Raw genomic sequence first — 15,269 nt, 5'->3', positions numbered from 1 at the left:
GCCCGGGCACCTCATCAGGCCGCGCCCTCCGGCAATGCGCGGCGGCGCTGCGCGTTGCGGTAGTCCTCGGCCACGCGGCCGTCTTCCAGGCGAACCACGCGCTCGCAGTGCTCGGCGATATCGGTTTCGTGGGTGACCATGATGATGGTCTGTCCGGCCACGTGCAGGGCGTCGAACAGGCGCATGATCTCGATGGTGGTGCGGCTGTCGAGGTTGCCGGTGGGCTCATCGGCGAGCAGGATGGCCGGCTCGCCAACCAGGGCGCGGGCAATGGCGACGCGCTGGCGCTGGCCGCCGGACAGCTGGTTCGGCAGGTGATCGACGCGGTCGCCCAGGCCAACCCGCTCCAGTGACTGTCGCGCCATTTGTTTACGCTCGTCCATCTTCACGCCGCGAAACACCAGCGGCTGCATGACGTTCTTCAGCGCGTTGGCGCGCGGCAGCAGGTTAAAGCTCTGGAACACGAAGCCGATTTCGCGGTTGCGCACCCGCGCCAGGTCCATCTCGTTCATCGCGCCGACGTCCTGGTCCTCGAGCCGGTACTCGCCCTCGGTGGGCCGGTCCAGGCAGCCGATGATGTTCATCATCGTCGACTTGCCGGAGCCGGACGCACCGACAATGGCGACGTACTCGTTGCGATGGATGTCCAGGTCGACGCCGTCCAGCGCGTTGACCACCTGGTCGCCCATCTCGTAGCGCCGCGCCACGCCGCGGAAGCGAATGGCGATGTCAGTTGCGGTGTCCGGCATCAGTCGTCGGTGTCGCCGTCATCGTCACTGTCGCCGGCGTCTTCGCCATCGTCCTCGGCGCGCTCGACCGGGTCACCGTCATCCAGCGTGCGCAGGGTACGGAATGGGCCGGTGATGACCAGCTCACCTTCCTCCAGCCCGGCGAGGATCTCCTGGCTGCTGTCGCTGGAAATGCCGGTATCGACCTCGCGCCGGCGAGCGACGCCGTCTTCGAACACGAACACGTAGGTGGTCGACTCTTCAGTCGTGCCGGATTCCGTTTCGCTGTCGGCCTCGTCGTCGTAGCGCACGGCCTGGATGGGTACGGACAGCGCGGAATCACTGGACTCGGTGTGGATCTCGGCGCGCGCGCTCATGCCCGAGCGCACCTCGATCTCGTCCTGCTCATCAAGCAGGATCTTGACCAGGAAGGTCAGTCCCTGCTGGCCGGCGTTCTGCCGCGCCGTCGGCGCGATGGACTCCACCGTGCCGGTGAGCGCGGTATCCGGCCACGCGGCGGCGAATATCGACGCACCCTGGCCTTCGCGCACCGAGGCGATATTGGCCTCGTCGACCAGCACCTCCACCAGCATCTCCGACGGGTCGGCAATGGTCATCAACGTGGAGCCGGGAATGTTGGTCGTGCCCGCGATGACCGTCTCACCTGGCTTGATGTCGACAGCAATCACGATGCCGTCAATGGGTGAGACGATCTGCGTCTTGGCCAGCAGGTCCTGCGACTGGGCCAGCGCGGCGCGGGCCTGTGACAGGGCTTCCTGCTGTGAGCGCAGTTCCACGCGCGCCACTTCCAGGCGGTTGCCCAGGGCATCGAAGCTGTCCTGGTCGATGAGTTTCTGGCCCACCAGCCGCTCGGCGTTGCGGTACTGACGCTCCAGGTCGGTGACGACATGGCGCTGGCGCTCAATCCCCAGTTGCTGGATGCGGACGCTGGCCTCGGCCTGCTCGACCTGGGCGTCGTAGGACTCCGTGTCCAGGGTGATGACCAGTTCGCCGCGGCCGACCGGGTCAGATTCCTCGACCAGCACGGCGGTCGCCCGGGCGATCACTTCCGAGCGCAACTGGACCTGCTCGCGAAAGGCCAGGGTGCCCGAGGCCAGAATGGAGCTCTTGATGGCCTCCACGCCCACCGCGTGCACCTCGACCGTCTCGGCGTCACCGCCGCGGTTCATTTTCGAGATCAGCGGCAGGCCGACCAGCAGCACGGCCAGCCCCGCAAAAATCAGCAGTTTTTTCATCGTTGGGTCCCGCTCAGATCAGCGCGGCCCAGGTTCCGAAAATCAGCACCCACGGCAGGCAGGCGATGATTGCTGACTTCACCATGCCGGCACCGGTCCAGCGGTGATAGCCGATGGTCATCAGTACCAGCGTCCAGATGTTGAACAGCGTCAGCGAATTGCCCCAGGCGAACCAGGGGTCACCCGGCTTGGCGTGAATCAGCAGGGCATTCAGCGACAAGGGTGTCAGGTCATGCTGCGCCAGCTGGTTGGAGTCGGCCAGGAACATCACCACGAACGCGGCGACACTGCCCAGCACCATGACAAACGCCGTCCACGCACTGAAACCGAACCACTGGCCGTAGCTGACCTCGGCGCCGGTGGACAGCTTGTTGGCCAGGTGCAGGTAGACCGCCTGGATGGCGTAGATCGCGAAGGTAATGATGACGATGACGGCCACGGTCGACAGGATGCTGGTGCCGGGGCTCATGAAGCTGCGAATGGCCGGTTCAGCCGCGGCCCGGTCGGCAGCGGGCACGCTGCGAATGGTCTCCTCGATCAACCATTCGTAGTCCACCCAGGTGAAGTAATAGACGAACGCGGCGGTCGACACCACGATGCTGACCAGCAGCGGCCACCAGAACCAGCGTGGATTGGCCTTGGCGGCGTCCAGCGCCTTGCCGGGGGACGCGACGATGTCGACCATCGCGTTGAATACGGTGTAATTGTTGTCTGACATGGAACGATCCTCCCTCTTTGTGGGGGGATCATATCGGGTAATTAATCGTTTTACATATTCCGAAGGTCATTGGTTGGGGGGGCGAGTCGCTTTGGTGTGGCGTGGGTTGTGTGGTGGGGAGGTTGTCAAAAGCGGGACGCAAATTTCGCGAAGGGCGCAAAAGGCGCGAAAGAAGTGATTGTTGCTGCCAGGCGGGATGGGTGGCAGCCTGTCACGCGTCACCCTTCAGCTTCCACATGTTGACGATTTTGCAGAACAGTTCGGCGGTGCGGGTGGCGTCGTACTCGGCGGAGTGGGCTGCGGAGGCGTCCCAGTCCAGGCCGGCGGCTTCGGCGGCACGGGCGAGTACGGTCTGGCCGAACGCCAGGCCGCCCAGGGTGGCGGTGTCGAAGCTGCTGAAGGGGTGGAACGGGCTGCGCTTGAAGTCGGTTCGGGCGATGGCTGCGTTGAGGAAACCCAGGTCGAACGCCGGGTTATGGCCCACCAGGATGGCGCGCTGGCAGCCGGTGGCGCGGACTTCCTTGCGCACCGGCTGGGAAATGCGCTGCAAGGCTTCGCGTTCGGGCAGCGGTTCGCGTTTCGGGTCATCCAGGTCGATGCCGGTGAAGTCCAGCGCGCGCGGGTCGATGTTGGCGCCGTCGAACGGGGCCACGTCCACGCTGATGGTATCCGCGATTTTCAGGCGGCCGAAATCATCCATCGCGATGATGCAGGCGGCGATTTCGAGCACGGCGTCGGTGGCGGCGTTGAAGCCCCCGGTTTCAATGTCGACGACAACGGGCAGGAAACCCCTGAATCGTTCGGAGATGAGCGGCATAATGAATCCTTGTCGGATGGAAAGCGTGAAAACGTGCGGAGTGCATAGTTTGCCATGATCAGCATACGGAAACATGCCGTAGTCGGGCTCGCCCTGGTGCTGGGGCTATGCGTGGGCGCCGGCACGGCCCGGGCGGACGCGCTGTACTGGGCCGTCGAGCGTGATGGAGAGACGGCGGGCTACCTGCTGGGGACCGTGCATAGCGAGGACCCGCGCGTGCTCGATTACACAGAGTCCTTCCTGGACACGCTGGGAAGCTGTGAAACCTTCGCCATGGAACTGGTACCCGACCTGCCGACCATGGCCGAGCTGACCCGGACGATGCAGTTGCCCGAGGGCCAGGACCTGGCCGCCATGCTCGGCCAGCAACGGTTCGAGCAGGTCACGGCGGCGCTGGCCGGATATGGCGTGCCGGAGTTCGCGGCGCGACGCCTGAAGCCCTGGGCGGTGATGATGATGCTGAGCATGCCGCCGCCGCGCTCCGGGTTGTTCATGGACTTCTCGCTGTCGCTGCGCGCCGCAGGCGCAGGCCTGGACGTCGTCGGCCTGGAGACGCTGGAGCAGCAGCTCGCGTTCATGGAAGAGCTGACCGTGGAGGCCCAGATCGAGATGCTTGACCAGGCCGTCGCCGAGGTCGACCGCGTAGCCGAGATTCATACCGGGCTTGTGGACACCTACCTGGAAGGCTCGATGGCCAGCCTGCTGGCCGAATCCGACGAGCAGATGGCCACGCTGAGCGCGGAAACCCAGGCCTACTTCCAGGCCGAGGGCATTGACCGGCGTAATGAGCGCATGGTTAACAACGCCGTACCGCTGCTGCGGGAGGGTTGCACGTTTATCGCCGTCGGCGCGTTGCACCTGCCCGGCGAGACCGGACTGGTGCAAGGGCTAGGCCGCGCGGGCTTCGAACTCAAACCGCTCGCACTGCCATTGAATGGGCTCGATGAGGCGTCAGAAATTCGGCCGTAACGGGTTGCCCATGAACTGGGGGAAAATCAGCGCCAGCGCCGCCAGGCCCAGCGCTACGCCGCCCCAGGCCGGCACCACCCATACCAGCACCAGCCCGATCACGGCCAGCGCCAGGCCGGTGGCCTGCAGGTCGGCCGTGCGGTCGTCCAACCGGTCGGTGCGGTGGGTTAGGGCGACCAGCAGCCGGTCCAGGCTCAGCGTGCCAGCGCCGTGGAACACCAGTGGCAACAGCATGACCGTGAACAGCAGGGGCAGCTTGTAGTTGCCTGCGCCATCGGCGCTGATGACATAGCCCTGCCAGAGCCCGGCCAGTCCATCCCATTCGGCCGGCCAGTGCACGGCGGCCGTCGCGACCGCGGTGATGACCAGCAAGGACACCGCGGCGAAGCGCGTGAACAAACCCAGCAGCAGCATCACCGAGAACACGATCTCGCCCCAGGTCGCCAGGGTCCAGTTCAGGCTCACCGGCAGCCATTCGAATGGCGCCGGGAAACCCTTCTGCCAGTCGGCCCAGGGGATGTCCGCAAACCAGTTCTCACCGCGATACTTGGTGATGCCGGCTTCCCAGAACTCCCAGAACAGGATGGCGCGCAGGGCCAGTGGCCAGACGGCCTCGCCGGCGGTGCGCAGGCGGGCGGTCAACCCGTCATAAAGGTCGAAGAGGGCCATGGGGTTCTCCTGGTGGTTTAAGGGTCGGGGCGCGCGCCAAGAATGACATCGCGCTCGCGCAGGCCGCCCAGCAACCGGGTGCCGGCCTCGACCATCGCGTCGGGATCGGGGTGACCGTTGGCCCTGGCCACGGCCGTGATGGCCTGGCGGCCGGTGTGGTCGGGGTTGGCCTGCAGTTCGGCCAGCAGGCCCGCGGTCAGCGGGTTGAGCCGGGTGAAACGCACCCGGTCGCCGCGGTCACGGTAAACCAATAGCAGCGTTGGTTCGGCCGGGGGGCTGTCGGGCTGGAACTCGGGGCGGATCTCGTGCACCGGGTAGCGGTAGGCCAGGGGCCAGGCCAGCGGCGAAAGCACGGGGACGCCGTCGACCAGGTCGCCGTCGGCTTGGGCGGGGATGGCTTCAAGGTCCTGCGGGTCCAGGTCCAGGGCCAGTTCCACCCACTCGTAATGGGCCAGTTCCAGCAGGAATGGCGGATCATCCGGTTGCTCGCCCCGTTCGTCCTGAAGGTAGCGCAGGAACTCCCGGGGAATCTCCGGAAACAGCGGTGTCTGGCAACGATGGGTGTCTGAAAAATCGCGAATTAAAGTTCGCCACTTGTCCTCATCCAGGAGCCGGTAAAGCACCGGAAAGCTGCCCTCGATAAACGACGCCAGGTTGCGCCGGTACAGGTCGCGGTAGATGGCCATGCGCCGGTCTTCGACGTCATCCGGCGGCGGGTGCAGGTGTGGGCTGCGCACGTGGGCCGCAAAGTCGTTGAGTTGCTGGGCCAGGCGCTCAGCCATGGGCGCGTTCTGCCCCCGTTGCGGCAACATGAGCAGGCTGAGCACGTGACTGCGCGGCGCGGATCATCGCGGTTTCCGCCAGCAGTTCGTCGATATCCGGAAAGTTGAAGTCGCGCTCCAGCAGGGTAGGGTAGACGCCGAAGGCCTCGTAGGCCTGGTCCAGCAACGACCAGACGCCGTCGATGACGGCAGCGCCGTGGGTATCCACGCGCAGGTCTTCGGCTTCCTCGAAGTGCCCAGCGATATGGCCGTAGACCACGCGGTCCCCGGGCATGCTGCGCAGGAACGCCGCCGCGTCGTAGCCGTGGTTAATGGCGTTGACGTAGATATTGTTGACGTCCAGCAACAGGTCGCAGTCGGCCTCGCGGACCACCGCGTTGATGAATTCGGATTCACTCATTTCCGCGCCGGGCGCGGCATAGTACGAGACGTTTTCGATGCCAATGCGCCGGCCCAGGATGTCCTGCGCGCGGCGGATGCGCGCGGCCACCCATTCAACCGCCTCGGCCGTGAACGGAATCGGCATCAGGTCATAGAGCTGGCCGGCGTCGCTGCAGTAGCTCAGATGCTCGGTGTAGCAGCGGATGTCGTGCTCGTCGAGGAAGTCACGGATGCGCCGCAGCAGGGTCTCGTCCAGCGGCGCGGGGCCACCCAGCGACAGCGACAGGCCATGGCAGACAAACGGAAAACGTTCGGTGAACGCACGCAGCGCCTTGCCACGGCGGCCACCCACGCCGATCCAGTTCTCGGGCGCCACTTCCATGAAGTCGATGGCGCGCTCCAGCTGGCCGGGCGGCAAGGCCTGAAGCGGGCCCAGCAGGGCCCGCCTCAGTCCCAGTCCCGTTCCGGAAACAGGGTAGGTCTTACGGTTCATTTCAGGAATCGGGCCAGGCCGGGTAATCAGGCGCCGCAGCTGCCTTCTTCACCCTTGTCTTCCTTGTCGCCGCACTTGCCTTCACCACACTTGCCGTCCTTGTCCTTGCCTTCCTTGTCGCCGCACTTGCCTTCACCGCACTTGCCGTCCTTGTCCTTGCCTTCCTTGTCACCGCATTTGCCTTCGCCGCACTTGCCTTCCTTGTCCTTGTCTTCGCCGGCGACCATGTAGCCCTGCTCGAGGTCGGCCAGTTCAAAATCGGCTTCAGCGGCCATGGCGTTGCCGCCCAGGGCCAGGGTAGACACCAGTGCGAAACCGGCAATGGTGGAAACGGGCTTGATCAGGTTGGTTTTCTTGGTCATGGGTAGAACCTCCATTTCAGGTTGTCGGGGGCAACCCCCGGGTACGGCGCCATGCGCCTGGGCGCGATCTGTTCGCGAAAATCGACCGCGCCGTTCGCCCAAGCCTAGCAGAACCAGGGGCCTGGGTACGCGCCGGGGTCGGTCAGGTCAACAGACCGGCATCCATGGAAGATGATTACATTGATTGCCGAATGTTCGGCACCGAAGGGCTGGGCGGAGCCATTTCGGCGACAGGACGAAGGTCGGGGGCTATTGGGCCCGCGCGGCCTTGCGCGCCTCGGCCTTTGCGTGGCGGCACAGGTCGGCCACCAGGCATTCGCCGCATTTGGGCTTGCGGGCGATGCAGGTGTAGCGCCCGTGCAGGATCAGCCAGTGATGGGCGTCCTGGAGAAACTCGGCGGGCACGTTCTTCAGCAGCTTCTTTTCCACGGCCAGCGGGGTCTTGCCGGGCGCCAGGCCGGTGCGGTTGGAGACGCGGAAGATATGCGTGTCGACAGCCATGGTGGGCTGCCCGAAGGCCGTGTTCAGGACCACGTTGGCGGTCTTTCGGCCGACGCCGGGCAGGGCCTGTAGCGCTTCGCGGGTCTGTGGCACTTCGCCGCCATGCTCGCGCAGCAGGATTTCACAGGTGGCGATGATATTGGTGGCCTTGGCGTTATACAGCCCGATGGTGCGGACATAGGACTTCAGCCCGTCCAGGCCCAGGTCGAGAATCGCCTGCGGCGTGTTGGCCACCGGGAACAGGCGCGCGGTGGCCTTGTTGACGCCGACATCGGTGGCCTGCGCGGACAGGATCACGGCGATCAGCAACTCGAACGCGGAGTCGTAGTTCAATTCCGTGGTCGGTTTCGGGTCGTGCTCACGCAGGCGGCGGAAAAACTCGTGGCGGTCGGCGGCGTTCATGCCTGTTCTCCCAGCGTCGGCCGTTCAGTGGACAGGGGTTCGGCCTGCCGCCGCTCGCGTCGCGCCAGCAGGGCGTTGCGCGCGGCGATCAGCAGGCCCAGGCCGATAAACGCGCCCGGCGGCAGGATCGCCAGCAGGAAGCCCGGGTGATTGGGGATGACCGGAATCTCGATATGCCGGGCCCAGTCGCCAAACATCATCTCCGCGCCGGCGAACAGCGTGCCGTGCCCGGCCAGTTCGCGCAGCGCACCCAGCGCCACCAGGGTCAGACAGAAACCCAGCCCGGTGCCAATGCCGTCGACGGCGGCGGCCAGCGGGCGGTTGCGTGCCGCGAATGCCTCGGCGCGTCCGATGATGGCGCAGTTGGTGACGATCAATGGAATGAAGATGCCCAGTACGCTGTAGAGGTCGTGGAACCAGGCCTGCATCAGCAGGTCGATGGCGGTGACTGCCGAGGCGATGATCAGCACGAATGCGGGAATGCGGATCTCCGGGCGCAGCCAGCCGCGTAGTAGCGACACCGACAGGTTGGAGACCAACAACACGAACGTGGTCGCCAGGCCCAGGCCCAGTCCGTTGATGACGGTGCCGGACACGGCCAGCAAGGGGCACAGGCCCAGCAACACCACCAGGCCGGTGTTTTGCCGCCATGCCGCGTCGGTGAACAGGGTGCCCATGGATGGCCCGTTGTCATTCATTGCCCTCGTCCCCCTGGTAAAGCGCCTGTCGGTGCTGCTGTTCGTAGACCAGTGCGCGGCGGATGGCGGCGACCACCGCGCGCGGTGTGATGGTCGCGCCGGTGAACTGGTCGAACTCGCCGCCGTCGCGGTGCACTGCCCAGCCCTCGGCCGGTGGATCGCCCAGGGCGCGGCCGTTGAAGCGCGTAATCCAGTCGCTGCGGCGCGCTTCGATGGGGTCACCCAGCCCCGGGGTTTCGCGGTGCCTGACCACGCGTACGCCGCTGACCGTGCCATCGGCCAGCACCCCGACCAGCAGGTCGATGGCGCCGTTATAGCCGTTCGGGGCCGTGACCTCCATGATTACGGCGACCGGCTCGCCGTTCCGGCGGGCGCGAAAGACGCGCGCCGGGCCCGGGTGGCCGAAGGTCTCCGGGTCGGTGACCTCGATCACATCGTGTAGCAGGTCGTTGTCGTAGCGGTCCGGCGCCAGCACCTGGGCCAGGCGGCGGGCCACGGCATCACGCTGCTGCGCCGCGATGCGGTCATCGGTCAGCATGTGCACGGCGGTCAGCAGCGCGACGCCGGCCACGGCAATCAGCGCCAGGGTCAGGCCGCTGCGCAGGGCGCTGTCTTCACTCATCGTCCGTACACCCGCGGCCGCGTGTAGCGGTCGATCAGCGGCGCCGCCATGTTCATCAGCAAAACTCCGAAAGCCACGCCGTCCGGGTAGCCGCCCCAGCGGCGGATCACCAGCGTGATGATGCCGACGCCGGCGCCAAAGATGAGTCGCCCGCGCGGGCTGGCGCAACCACTCACGGGGTCGGTGGCGATAAAGAACGCGCCCAGCACCAGCCCCCCGGAAAACACGTGTTGCAACGGTTCCGGGTTGGCGCCCGGGTCCAGCAGCCAGGCCGGCAGGCTGATCAGCAGGACGCTGCCGATGACCGCCACCGGCACGTGCCAGCTGATGATGCGGCGGTACATCAACCACAGGCCGCCGAGCGCGTAGGCATTGGCGATCCATTCCCAGCCACGGCCACCGAAATCGCCAAACACCGGCGACTGGCGGATTTCGCTGACAAAACGGCCGGCCTCGACGCCGGTTTTCAGGCTGTCCAGCGGCGTGGCGCGGGTCACCGCATCAATGCTGAGCGTTCCAGGCAGGGTGCCGGTGAAAATGGCCTGTAGCACCGCCGCCAGGTCGGGGACGGCAGTGGCGATCTCGCGCGGTGACAGCCACTGTGTCATCGCCGCGGGAAAGCAGACCAGGGCAACAACGTAGCCGACCATCGCCGGGTTGAAAGGGTTCTGGCCCAGGCCGCCATACAGGTGCTTGGCCAGGCCGATCGCCGCGGCCATGCCGATGGCCGCGACCCACCAGGGCGCGAGGGGCGGCACACAGAGCGCGAACAGCACCGCGGTGACCACTGCCGAGCCGTCGCTGATGAACGGCTGCAGCGCGCGGCCGCGACAGCGCAGAAACAGCGCCTCGAAGGCCAGCGCGAAACCCGACGCCAGCACGATCTGCACCAGCACGCCGGGCCCGAAGAACCAGGCGCTGGCGATGATCCCGGGCACCAGTGCAATCAGCACCTGGGTCATGACTCCGGCCACCGTCGGCGGTGCGGGCATATGCGGTGCGGGCCCGCTGGAAAACGCGCGCGTCATTCGTCCGGCTCCCCGTCGCGCGGCGTGGATGGTGGCGCGCCGGCCTGTTTCTCACGCGCGGCCTTGGCGCGTTCGATGGCGCGGGCAACCTGGCGCTTGCGCTCGTCATCGCTGACGAGTTTCAGCTTGCGCCGCGCCATGCGGGCGGCCTTCTCCGCTTTCGCCTGCTCAAGCCGGGCCTCGCGGGCCTGGTGTCGTTCCCGTGCGCGGTCGGCAAACGCGCGCTCACGGGCCTGGTGACGGCTCTCGGCCTTGCCATGACGGAACCACTCGGCCAGCGGGATGTGGCTGGGGCAGACCGCATCACAGCAACCGCACTCGATACAGGCTTCAAGGCCGATATCGGTGGCGCTGTCCAGTTGCCCGGAGCGGATGAAGAACTGCAGGTCCTGCGGCATCAGCCGCGCCGGGCACACGCGGGCGCATTCGCCACAGCGGATACACGGCATTTCCGGCTGTGTCGGCCGGATCTCGGCCTGGTCCAGGACCAGCACGCAGTTCGTGGCCTTGACCACCGGCTCGCTGTCATCGTGCAGGGCGTAGCCCATCATCGGGCCGCCGATCACCAGGCGCGCGGCACCCGGCGTGTAGCCACCCGCGGCGGTCACCAGCTCGCCCACGGGCGTGCCCAGCAGGGCGCGCAGGACACGGGGCCGGGCCACGCCGTTGCCGGTCACCGTGACATTGCGCTCCAGCAGTGGCTGGCCATCAATGACCGCAGCGCGGGCCGCGTCGGCGGTGGCCACGTTCTGGCAGAGAATGCCCAGGTCCTGCGGCAGGCCGCCGGCCGGGACTTCCAGCCCGGTCAGGGTCTGTATCAGTTGTCGCTCACCCCCTTCGGGGTAGATGGTCGGAATACGCACCACGCGGACACGGTCATCGCCCAGTTCAACGGCCGCCCGTTCCAGCGCGGCGCCCACCGCGCCCATCTGGTCCTCGATGGCGATGACGCCGTGTTCGGCGCCCGCGGCGCGCATCAGCACCAGCGTGCCGGTTACGACCCGGCGCGGATGCTCGCGCATCAGCATCTCGTCGCAGGCGATCCACGGCTCACACTCCGCGCCGTTGATGATGACCGTGTGGATGCCGGCGGCGCGGCCGCCGTCCAGTTTGCGATCGGTGGGAAAGACCGCGCCCCCCAGGCCGACCACGCCGGCGGCCTGGATCTGTGCCTGCAGGTCGACGGCACAGGCTTCGCGCCAGTCCGGGACCGGCTCGGTGGGGGGCCATTCATCGAGGCCGTCGGTTTTGATCACCACGCAGGTACCCGTCTGCCCCGTGGGGTGGCCGATACGCCGCTGCTCGACCGCCGTGACCCGCCCCGAGGAGGGCGCATGCACGCGCGCGCCCAGGCCGGATGGGTCGCCGCCAATGAGCTGCCCTTTCAGCACCGGGTCACCTACGCTGACCACCGGCGTCGCCTCGGGCCCGGCCTGCTGGCGCATCGGCACCACCAGCACGGCCGGCAGCGGCGGCCGCTCGACCGGTTGCTGGCAAGCGACCTGCTTGTGATGGCGAAGCCGCAACCCGCCCGGAAAGCGGTGCAGGCGCTCGCCCACGGCGTTCACTTCGTCGAGAATCATGTCGCCGTTCCCGCAGGCGATGGGCGGCGCCACTCGGTAAAGTCCGGCTCCGGCTCGACCATGGCGATGCAGTCAACGGGGCAGGGTGGCAGGCACAGGTCGCAGCCGGTGCATTCGTCGGCGATCACGGTATGCATCAGCTTGGCGGCGCCGACTATGGCGTCGACGGGGCAGGCCTGGATACACAGCGTGCAACCGATGCAGACCGACTCGTCGATGACGGCGACCCGCTTGGGCTGCTCTTCGCCATTTTCCGGGTTAAGCGGCTTGGGCTCGCGCCCCAGCAACTCGGCCAGCGCACGGATGCCGGCTTCGCCACCGGGCGGGCACTGGTTGATATCGGCCTGGTCGGCGGCGATGGCCTCGGCGTAGGGGCGGCAGCCGGGAAAGCCGCACTGGGCGCACTGGGTTTGTGGCAACAGGGCGTCGATCTGGTCGACCACCGGGTCCGACTCGACTTTGAAGCGCCGGGCCGTCCAGCCCAGCGCCAGGCCGAAGGCCAGGCCGAGGGCGAGGAAAATCAGGATAGGTATGAGCATGGCGGCAGCGCTACTGGTTGGCCAGGCCGGTGAAGCCCATGAATGCCAGCGCCATCAGGCCGGCGGTGACCAGTCCGACCGGCGCGCCGCGGAACGCCAGCGGCACATCGGTATGCGCCAGTCGCTCGCGCATGGCGGTGAACAGCACCAGCACCAGCGCGAAGCCGCAGGCGGCGCCGAAACCGTACAACGCGGACTCGAGCAGGTTGTGCTGCTCCTGCACGTTCAGCAGCGCCACGCCCAGCACCGCGCAGTTGCTGGTGATCAGCGGCAGGAAAATGCCCAGCACCCGGTACAGCAAGGGGCTGACCCGGCGCATGACCATTTCCGTGGCCTGCACGGTCACGGCAATGACCAGGATAAAGCTGAGCGTGGACAGGTATTCCAGCCCGAACGGTAGCAGCAGGTAGCGGTGAACCACGTAGGACGACACCGAGCTCAGGGTCAGCACGAAGGCGGTGGCCGCCGACATGCCGATTGCGCCCTCGAGCTTGGTTGACACGCCCATGAACGGGCACAGCCCCAGGAAACGCACCAGCACGAAATTGTTGGCCAGCACAGTGCTGACCAGGATGAGCAGGTAGCCGGTCCAGGCGTTGCCCACGGTCTCCGCCATCGCGAACTCAGGTCACCCGTGTGCCGGGCACCGCGCCGTCGTCAGGCTCCAGGATGAACGGGCCGTCGTCGCCGCCGGCCGCCAGCACCATGCCCTCGGACACGCCGAAGCGCATCTTGCGCGGCTTCAGGTTCGCCACCATGACCGTCAGGCGGCCCTCCAGCTGGGCCGGTTCATAGGCCGACTTGATGCCCGCGAACACGGTCCGTTGCTCGGCGCCCAGGTCGAGGGTCAGCTTCAGCAGTTTCTCGGCCTCGGGGATGGCCTCGGCGCGGACAATGCGGGCCACGCGCAGGTCGACCTTGAGGAAGTCCTCGATGCCGATCTCGTCTGCCAGGTCCAGTGCCGGCGCCGCTGTGGGCGCGTCGGCAGCGCCGTCGGTGGCCTGCAGGGATTCCTTCGAGTCCTCCACCATCGCGGCCACCTTGTCAGGGTCGACGCGCATCAGCAGCGGCTGGAACGGGTTCAGCGCCACGCCGGTCAGCGGCTGGTCGAGGTCGGACCACAGCGCGACCGGCTGGCCCAGGAACTGGGCGGACTTCTCCGCCGTGAACGGAATGGCCGGCGCCAGAAGCGTGACCAGCACGCGGAACAGGTTCAGGCCCTGGGTGCACACGCCCTGCACATCGCCGGCCTGTTCCGGGTCCTTCACCATCTGCCACGGCTTGTGCTCGTCGATGTACTGGTTGGCACGGTCGGCGAGCGCCATGATGCGGCGGATCGCGGCCTGGTAATTGCGTGCCTCGAACTCCGCGGCGATGCCTTCGCGCTCGTCGATAAAGGCCTGGTACAGCGCCGGGTCGGGCAGTACGTCGGCCAGCTGGCCGTCGTGCTGGCGGTGAATGAAGCCGGCGCAGCGGCTGGCGATGTTCACCACCTTGCCCACCAGGTCGGCATTCACGCGAGCGATAAAATCGTCCAGGTTCAGGTCGATGTCGGCCGTGCCCGGGCCCAGCTTGGCGCAGAAGTAGTAGCGCAGCGCGTCCGGGGCCAGGTGGTCCAGGTAGGTGCGGGCCTTGATGAAGGTGCCGCGCGACTTCGACATCTTGGTGCCGTCGACGGTGAGGAAGCCGTGCGCGAACACCGATGTCGGCGTGCGGAAGCCCGAGCCCATCAGCATGGCCGGCCAGAACAGCGTATGGAAGTAGACGATGTCCTTGCCGATGAAGTGGTAGACCTCGGCGTCGGAATCCGGCCCCCACCAGGCGTCGAAATCCATGCCTTTCTCCGCGCAGAGTTCGCGGAAGCTGGCCATGTAGCCTACCGGCGCGTCCACCCACACGTAAAAGTACTTGTTATCCGTGCCCGGGATGCGGAAGCCGAAATACGGCGCGTCGCGGGAAATATCCCAGTCGCGCAGGCCGTCCTCGAACCACTCGCCCAGCTTGTTGGCAACCTCGCTCTGCGGCACGCCCGTGGGCAGCCACTCACGCAGCCGTTCTTCAAAATCGGCCAGGCGCACAAAGTAATGTTCCGAGTCGCGCATCACCGGGGTGGTGCCGCTGACGGCCGAGCGCGGGTTGACCAGGTCCGTGGGCGCGTAGGTGCTGCCGCAGGCCTCGCAGCTGTCGCCGTACTGGTCCTCGGTCTTGCAGCGCGGGCAGGTGCCCTTGATGAACCGGTCGGGCAGGAACATGCCCTCGGATTCATCGTAGAACTGCGAAATCGTCTTCGTGGTCACGTGCCCGGCGTCGCGCAGGCGGGTGTAGATGGTTTCCACCAGTTCGCGGTTGGCGTCGCCGTGCGTGGACGAGAAATGGTCGTAGCTCAGGCCGAAATCACGGAAATCCGCCTGGTGCTCCTCGTTCATGCGCTCGATCAGCTGCTCCGGCGTGATGCCCTGGCGCTGGGCGCTGAGCATGATCGGCGTGCCGTGGGCGTCGTCGGCCCAGGCAAAATGGCACTCATGGCCCTGGGCGCGCTGGAAACGGGCCCAGATGTCGGTCTGGATAAACTCCAGCATGTGGCCGATATGGATGGCGCCGTTGGCGTAGGGCAGGGCGCTGGTGAGCAGGATGCGTCGCTTGTTGTCGTCCATGCGGGCGGTTCGTTGGTCTTGTCGGTGCGGAATCGGTCATTATCGCATGCCCGGCGTAGACCTGAAA

General features: G+C 66.6%; 17 protein-coding genes. 1 reads left to right on the top strand and 16 read right to left on the bottom strand.

Annotation, left to right across the window (positions count from 1 at the left end; all coding sequences use genetic code 11):
• Positions 1 to 14: 14 nt before the first annotated feature.
• From F3N42_RS04590 to rnt, 4 genes are all read right to left on the bottom strand, one after another.
• A complete protein-coding gene (locus tag F3N42_RS04590) occupies positions 15 to 749 on the bottom strand; it encodes an ABC transporter ATP-binding protein (protein ID WP_150863218.1) in 735 nt (244 codons plus the stop codon).
• Positions 749 to 1,984 carry an efflux RND transporter periplasmic adaptor subunit gene (locus tag F3N42_RS04585; protein ID WP_150863217.1) on the bottom strand — a complete coding sequence of 412 codons (1,236 nt, stop codon included), beginning with the start codon at positions 1,982 to 1,984 and terminating at the stop codon, positions 749 to 751. Before F3N42_RS04585 ends, F3N42_RS04590 begins: the two co-directional genes overlap by 1 nt.
• A 13-nt stretch (positions 1,985 to 1,997) precedes the next feature.
• Positions 1,998 to 2,702 (bottom strand): Yip1 family protein, encoded by a 705-nt coding sequence (locus tag F3N42_RS04580; RefSeq protein ID WP_150863216.1) that lies wholly within the window; start codon positions 2,700 to 2,702, stop codon positions 1,998 to 2,000.
• 211 nt (positions 2,703 to 2,913) lie between these two features.
• On the bottom strand, positions 2,914 to 3,519 hold the full coding sequence (gene rnt / locus F3N42_RS04575) for a ribonuclease T (protein WP_150863215.1): 606 nt from the start codon (positions 3,517 to 3,519) through the stop codon (positions 2,914 to 2,916).
• 54 nt (positions 3,520 to 3,573) lie between these two features.
• On the opposite strand from rnt, the gene F3N42_RS04570 reads away from it, so the two are divergent.
• Complete coding sequence (locus tag F3N42_RS04570; RefSeq protein WP_150863214.1) at positions 3,574 to 4,488, top strand: TraB/GumN family protein; 915 nt, start codon at positions 3,574 to 3,576, stop codon at positions 4,486 to 4,488.
• Here the strand turns inward: F3N42_RS04570 and F3N42_RS04565 are convergent.
• The 12 genes from F3N42_RS04565 to metG form a co-directional block, all read right to left on the bottom strand.
• Positions 4,471 to 5,157 carry an HvfX family Cu-binding RiPP maturation protein gene (locus tag F3N42_RS04565; protein ID WP_150863213.1) on the bottom strand — a complete coding sequence of 229 codons (687 nt, stop codon included), beginning with the start codon at positions 5,155 to 5,157 and terminating at the stop codon, positions 4,471 to 4,473. The genes F3N42_RS04570 and F3N42_RS04565 overlap by 18 nt on opposite strands.
• 17 nt (positions 5,158 to 5,174) lie before the next feature.
• A complete protein-coding gene (locus tag F3N42_RS04560; protein ID WP_150863212.1) occupies positions 5,175 to 5,939 on the bottom strand; it encodes an HvfC family RiPP maturation protein in 765 nt (254 codons plus the stop codon).
• Positions 5,932 to 6,813: an HvfB family MNIO-type RiPP peptide maturase gene (locus tag F3N42_RS04555; protein ID WP_150863211.1), complete on the bottom strand. Its 882-nt coding sequence runs from the start codon at positions 6,811 to 6,813 to the stop codon at positions 5,932 to 5,934. Before F3N42_RS04555 ends, F3N42_RS04560 begins: the two co-directional genes overlap by 8 nt.
• 26 nt (positions 6,814 to 6,839) lie before the next feature.
• Positions 6,840 to 7,175 carry an HvfA family oxazolone/thioamide-modified RiPP metallophore gene (locus F3N42_RS04550; protein WP_150863210.1) on the bottom strand — a complete coding sequence of 112 codons (336 nt, stop codon included), beginning with the start codon at positions 7,173 to 7,175 and terminating at the stop codon, positions 6,840 to 6,842.
• Positions 7,176 to 7,424: 249 nt separating this feature from the next.
• Complete coding sequence (nth, locus tag F3N42_RS04545; protein WP_150863209.1) at positions 7,425 to 8,078, bottom strand: endonuclease III; 654 nt, start codon at positions 8,076 to 8,078, stop codon at positions 7,425 to 7,427.
• Entirely contained in the window at positions 8,075 to 8,776 is a 702-nt protein-coding gene (locus F3N42_RS04540; protein WP_318190947.1) for an electron transport complex subunit E, read from the bottom strand. Before F3N42_RS04540 ends, nth begins: the two co-directional genes overlap by 4 nt.
• Positions 8,769 to 9,398 (bottom strand): electron transport complex subunit RsxG, encoded by a 630-nt coding sequence (rsxG, locus tag F3N42_RS04535; RefSeq protein WP_150863208.1) that lies wholly within the window; start codon positions 9,396 to 9,398, stop codon positions 8,769 to 8,771. Before rsxG ends, F3N42_RS04540 begins: the two co-directional genes overlap by 8 nt.
• Complete coding sequence (gene rsxD / locus F3N42_RS04530; RefSeq protein ID WP_150863207.1) at positions 9,395 to 10,426, bottom strand: electron transport complex subunit RsxD; 1,032 nt, start codon at positions 10,424 to 10,426, stop codon at positions 9,395 to 9,397. The genes rsxG and rsxD overlap by 4 nt, the downstream gene beginning before the upstream one ends.
• Complete coding sequence (gene rsxC, locus F3N42_RS04525) at positions 10,423 to 12,009, bottom strand: electron transport complex subunit RsxC (protein ID WP_150863206.1); 1,587 nt, start codon at positions 12,007 to 12,009, stop codon at positions 10,423 to 10,425. Before rsxC ends, rsxD begins: the two co-directional genes overlap by 4 nt.
• Positions 12,006 to 12,548 carry an electron transport complex subunit RsxB gene (rsxB, locus tag F3N42_RS04520; protein WP_150863205.1) on the bottom strand — a complete coding sequence of 181 codons (543 nt, stop codon included), beginning with the start codon at positions 12,546 to 12,548 and terminating at the stop codon, positions 12,006 to 12,008. Before rsxB ends, rsxC begins: the two co-directional genes overlap by 4 nt.
• Before the next feature lie 10 nt (positions 12,549 to 12,558).
• On the bottom strand, positions 12,559 to 13,164 hold the full coding sequence (gene rsxA, locus F3N42_RS04515; protein ID WP_150863204.1) for an electron transport complex subunit RsxA: 606 nt from the start codon (positions 13,162 to 13,164) through the stop codon (positions 12,559 to 12,561).
• Positions 13,165 to 13,171: 7 nt separating this feature from the next.
• Entirely contained in the window at positions 13,172 to 15,202 is a 2,031-nt protein-coding gene (gene metG, locus F3N42_RS04510; RefSeq protein WP_150863203.1) for a methionine--tRNA ligase, read from the bottom strand.
• Between the last annotated feature and the right edge of the window lie 67 nt (positions 15,203 to 15,269).

The sequence above is a fragment of the Marinihelvus fidelis genome (assembly GCF_008725655.1).
In the GTDB taxonomy this organism is placed as follows: Bacteria; Pseudomonadota; Gammaproteobacteria; order Xanthomonadales; family SZUA-36; genus Marinihelvus; species Marinihelvus fidelis.
Note: the sequence above shows the minus strand (reverse complement) of the source record. Positions and strands in the feature narration are given on the sequence as shown.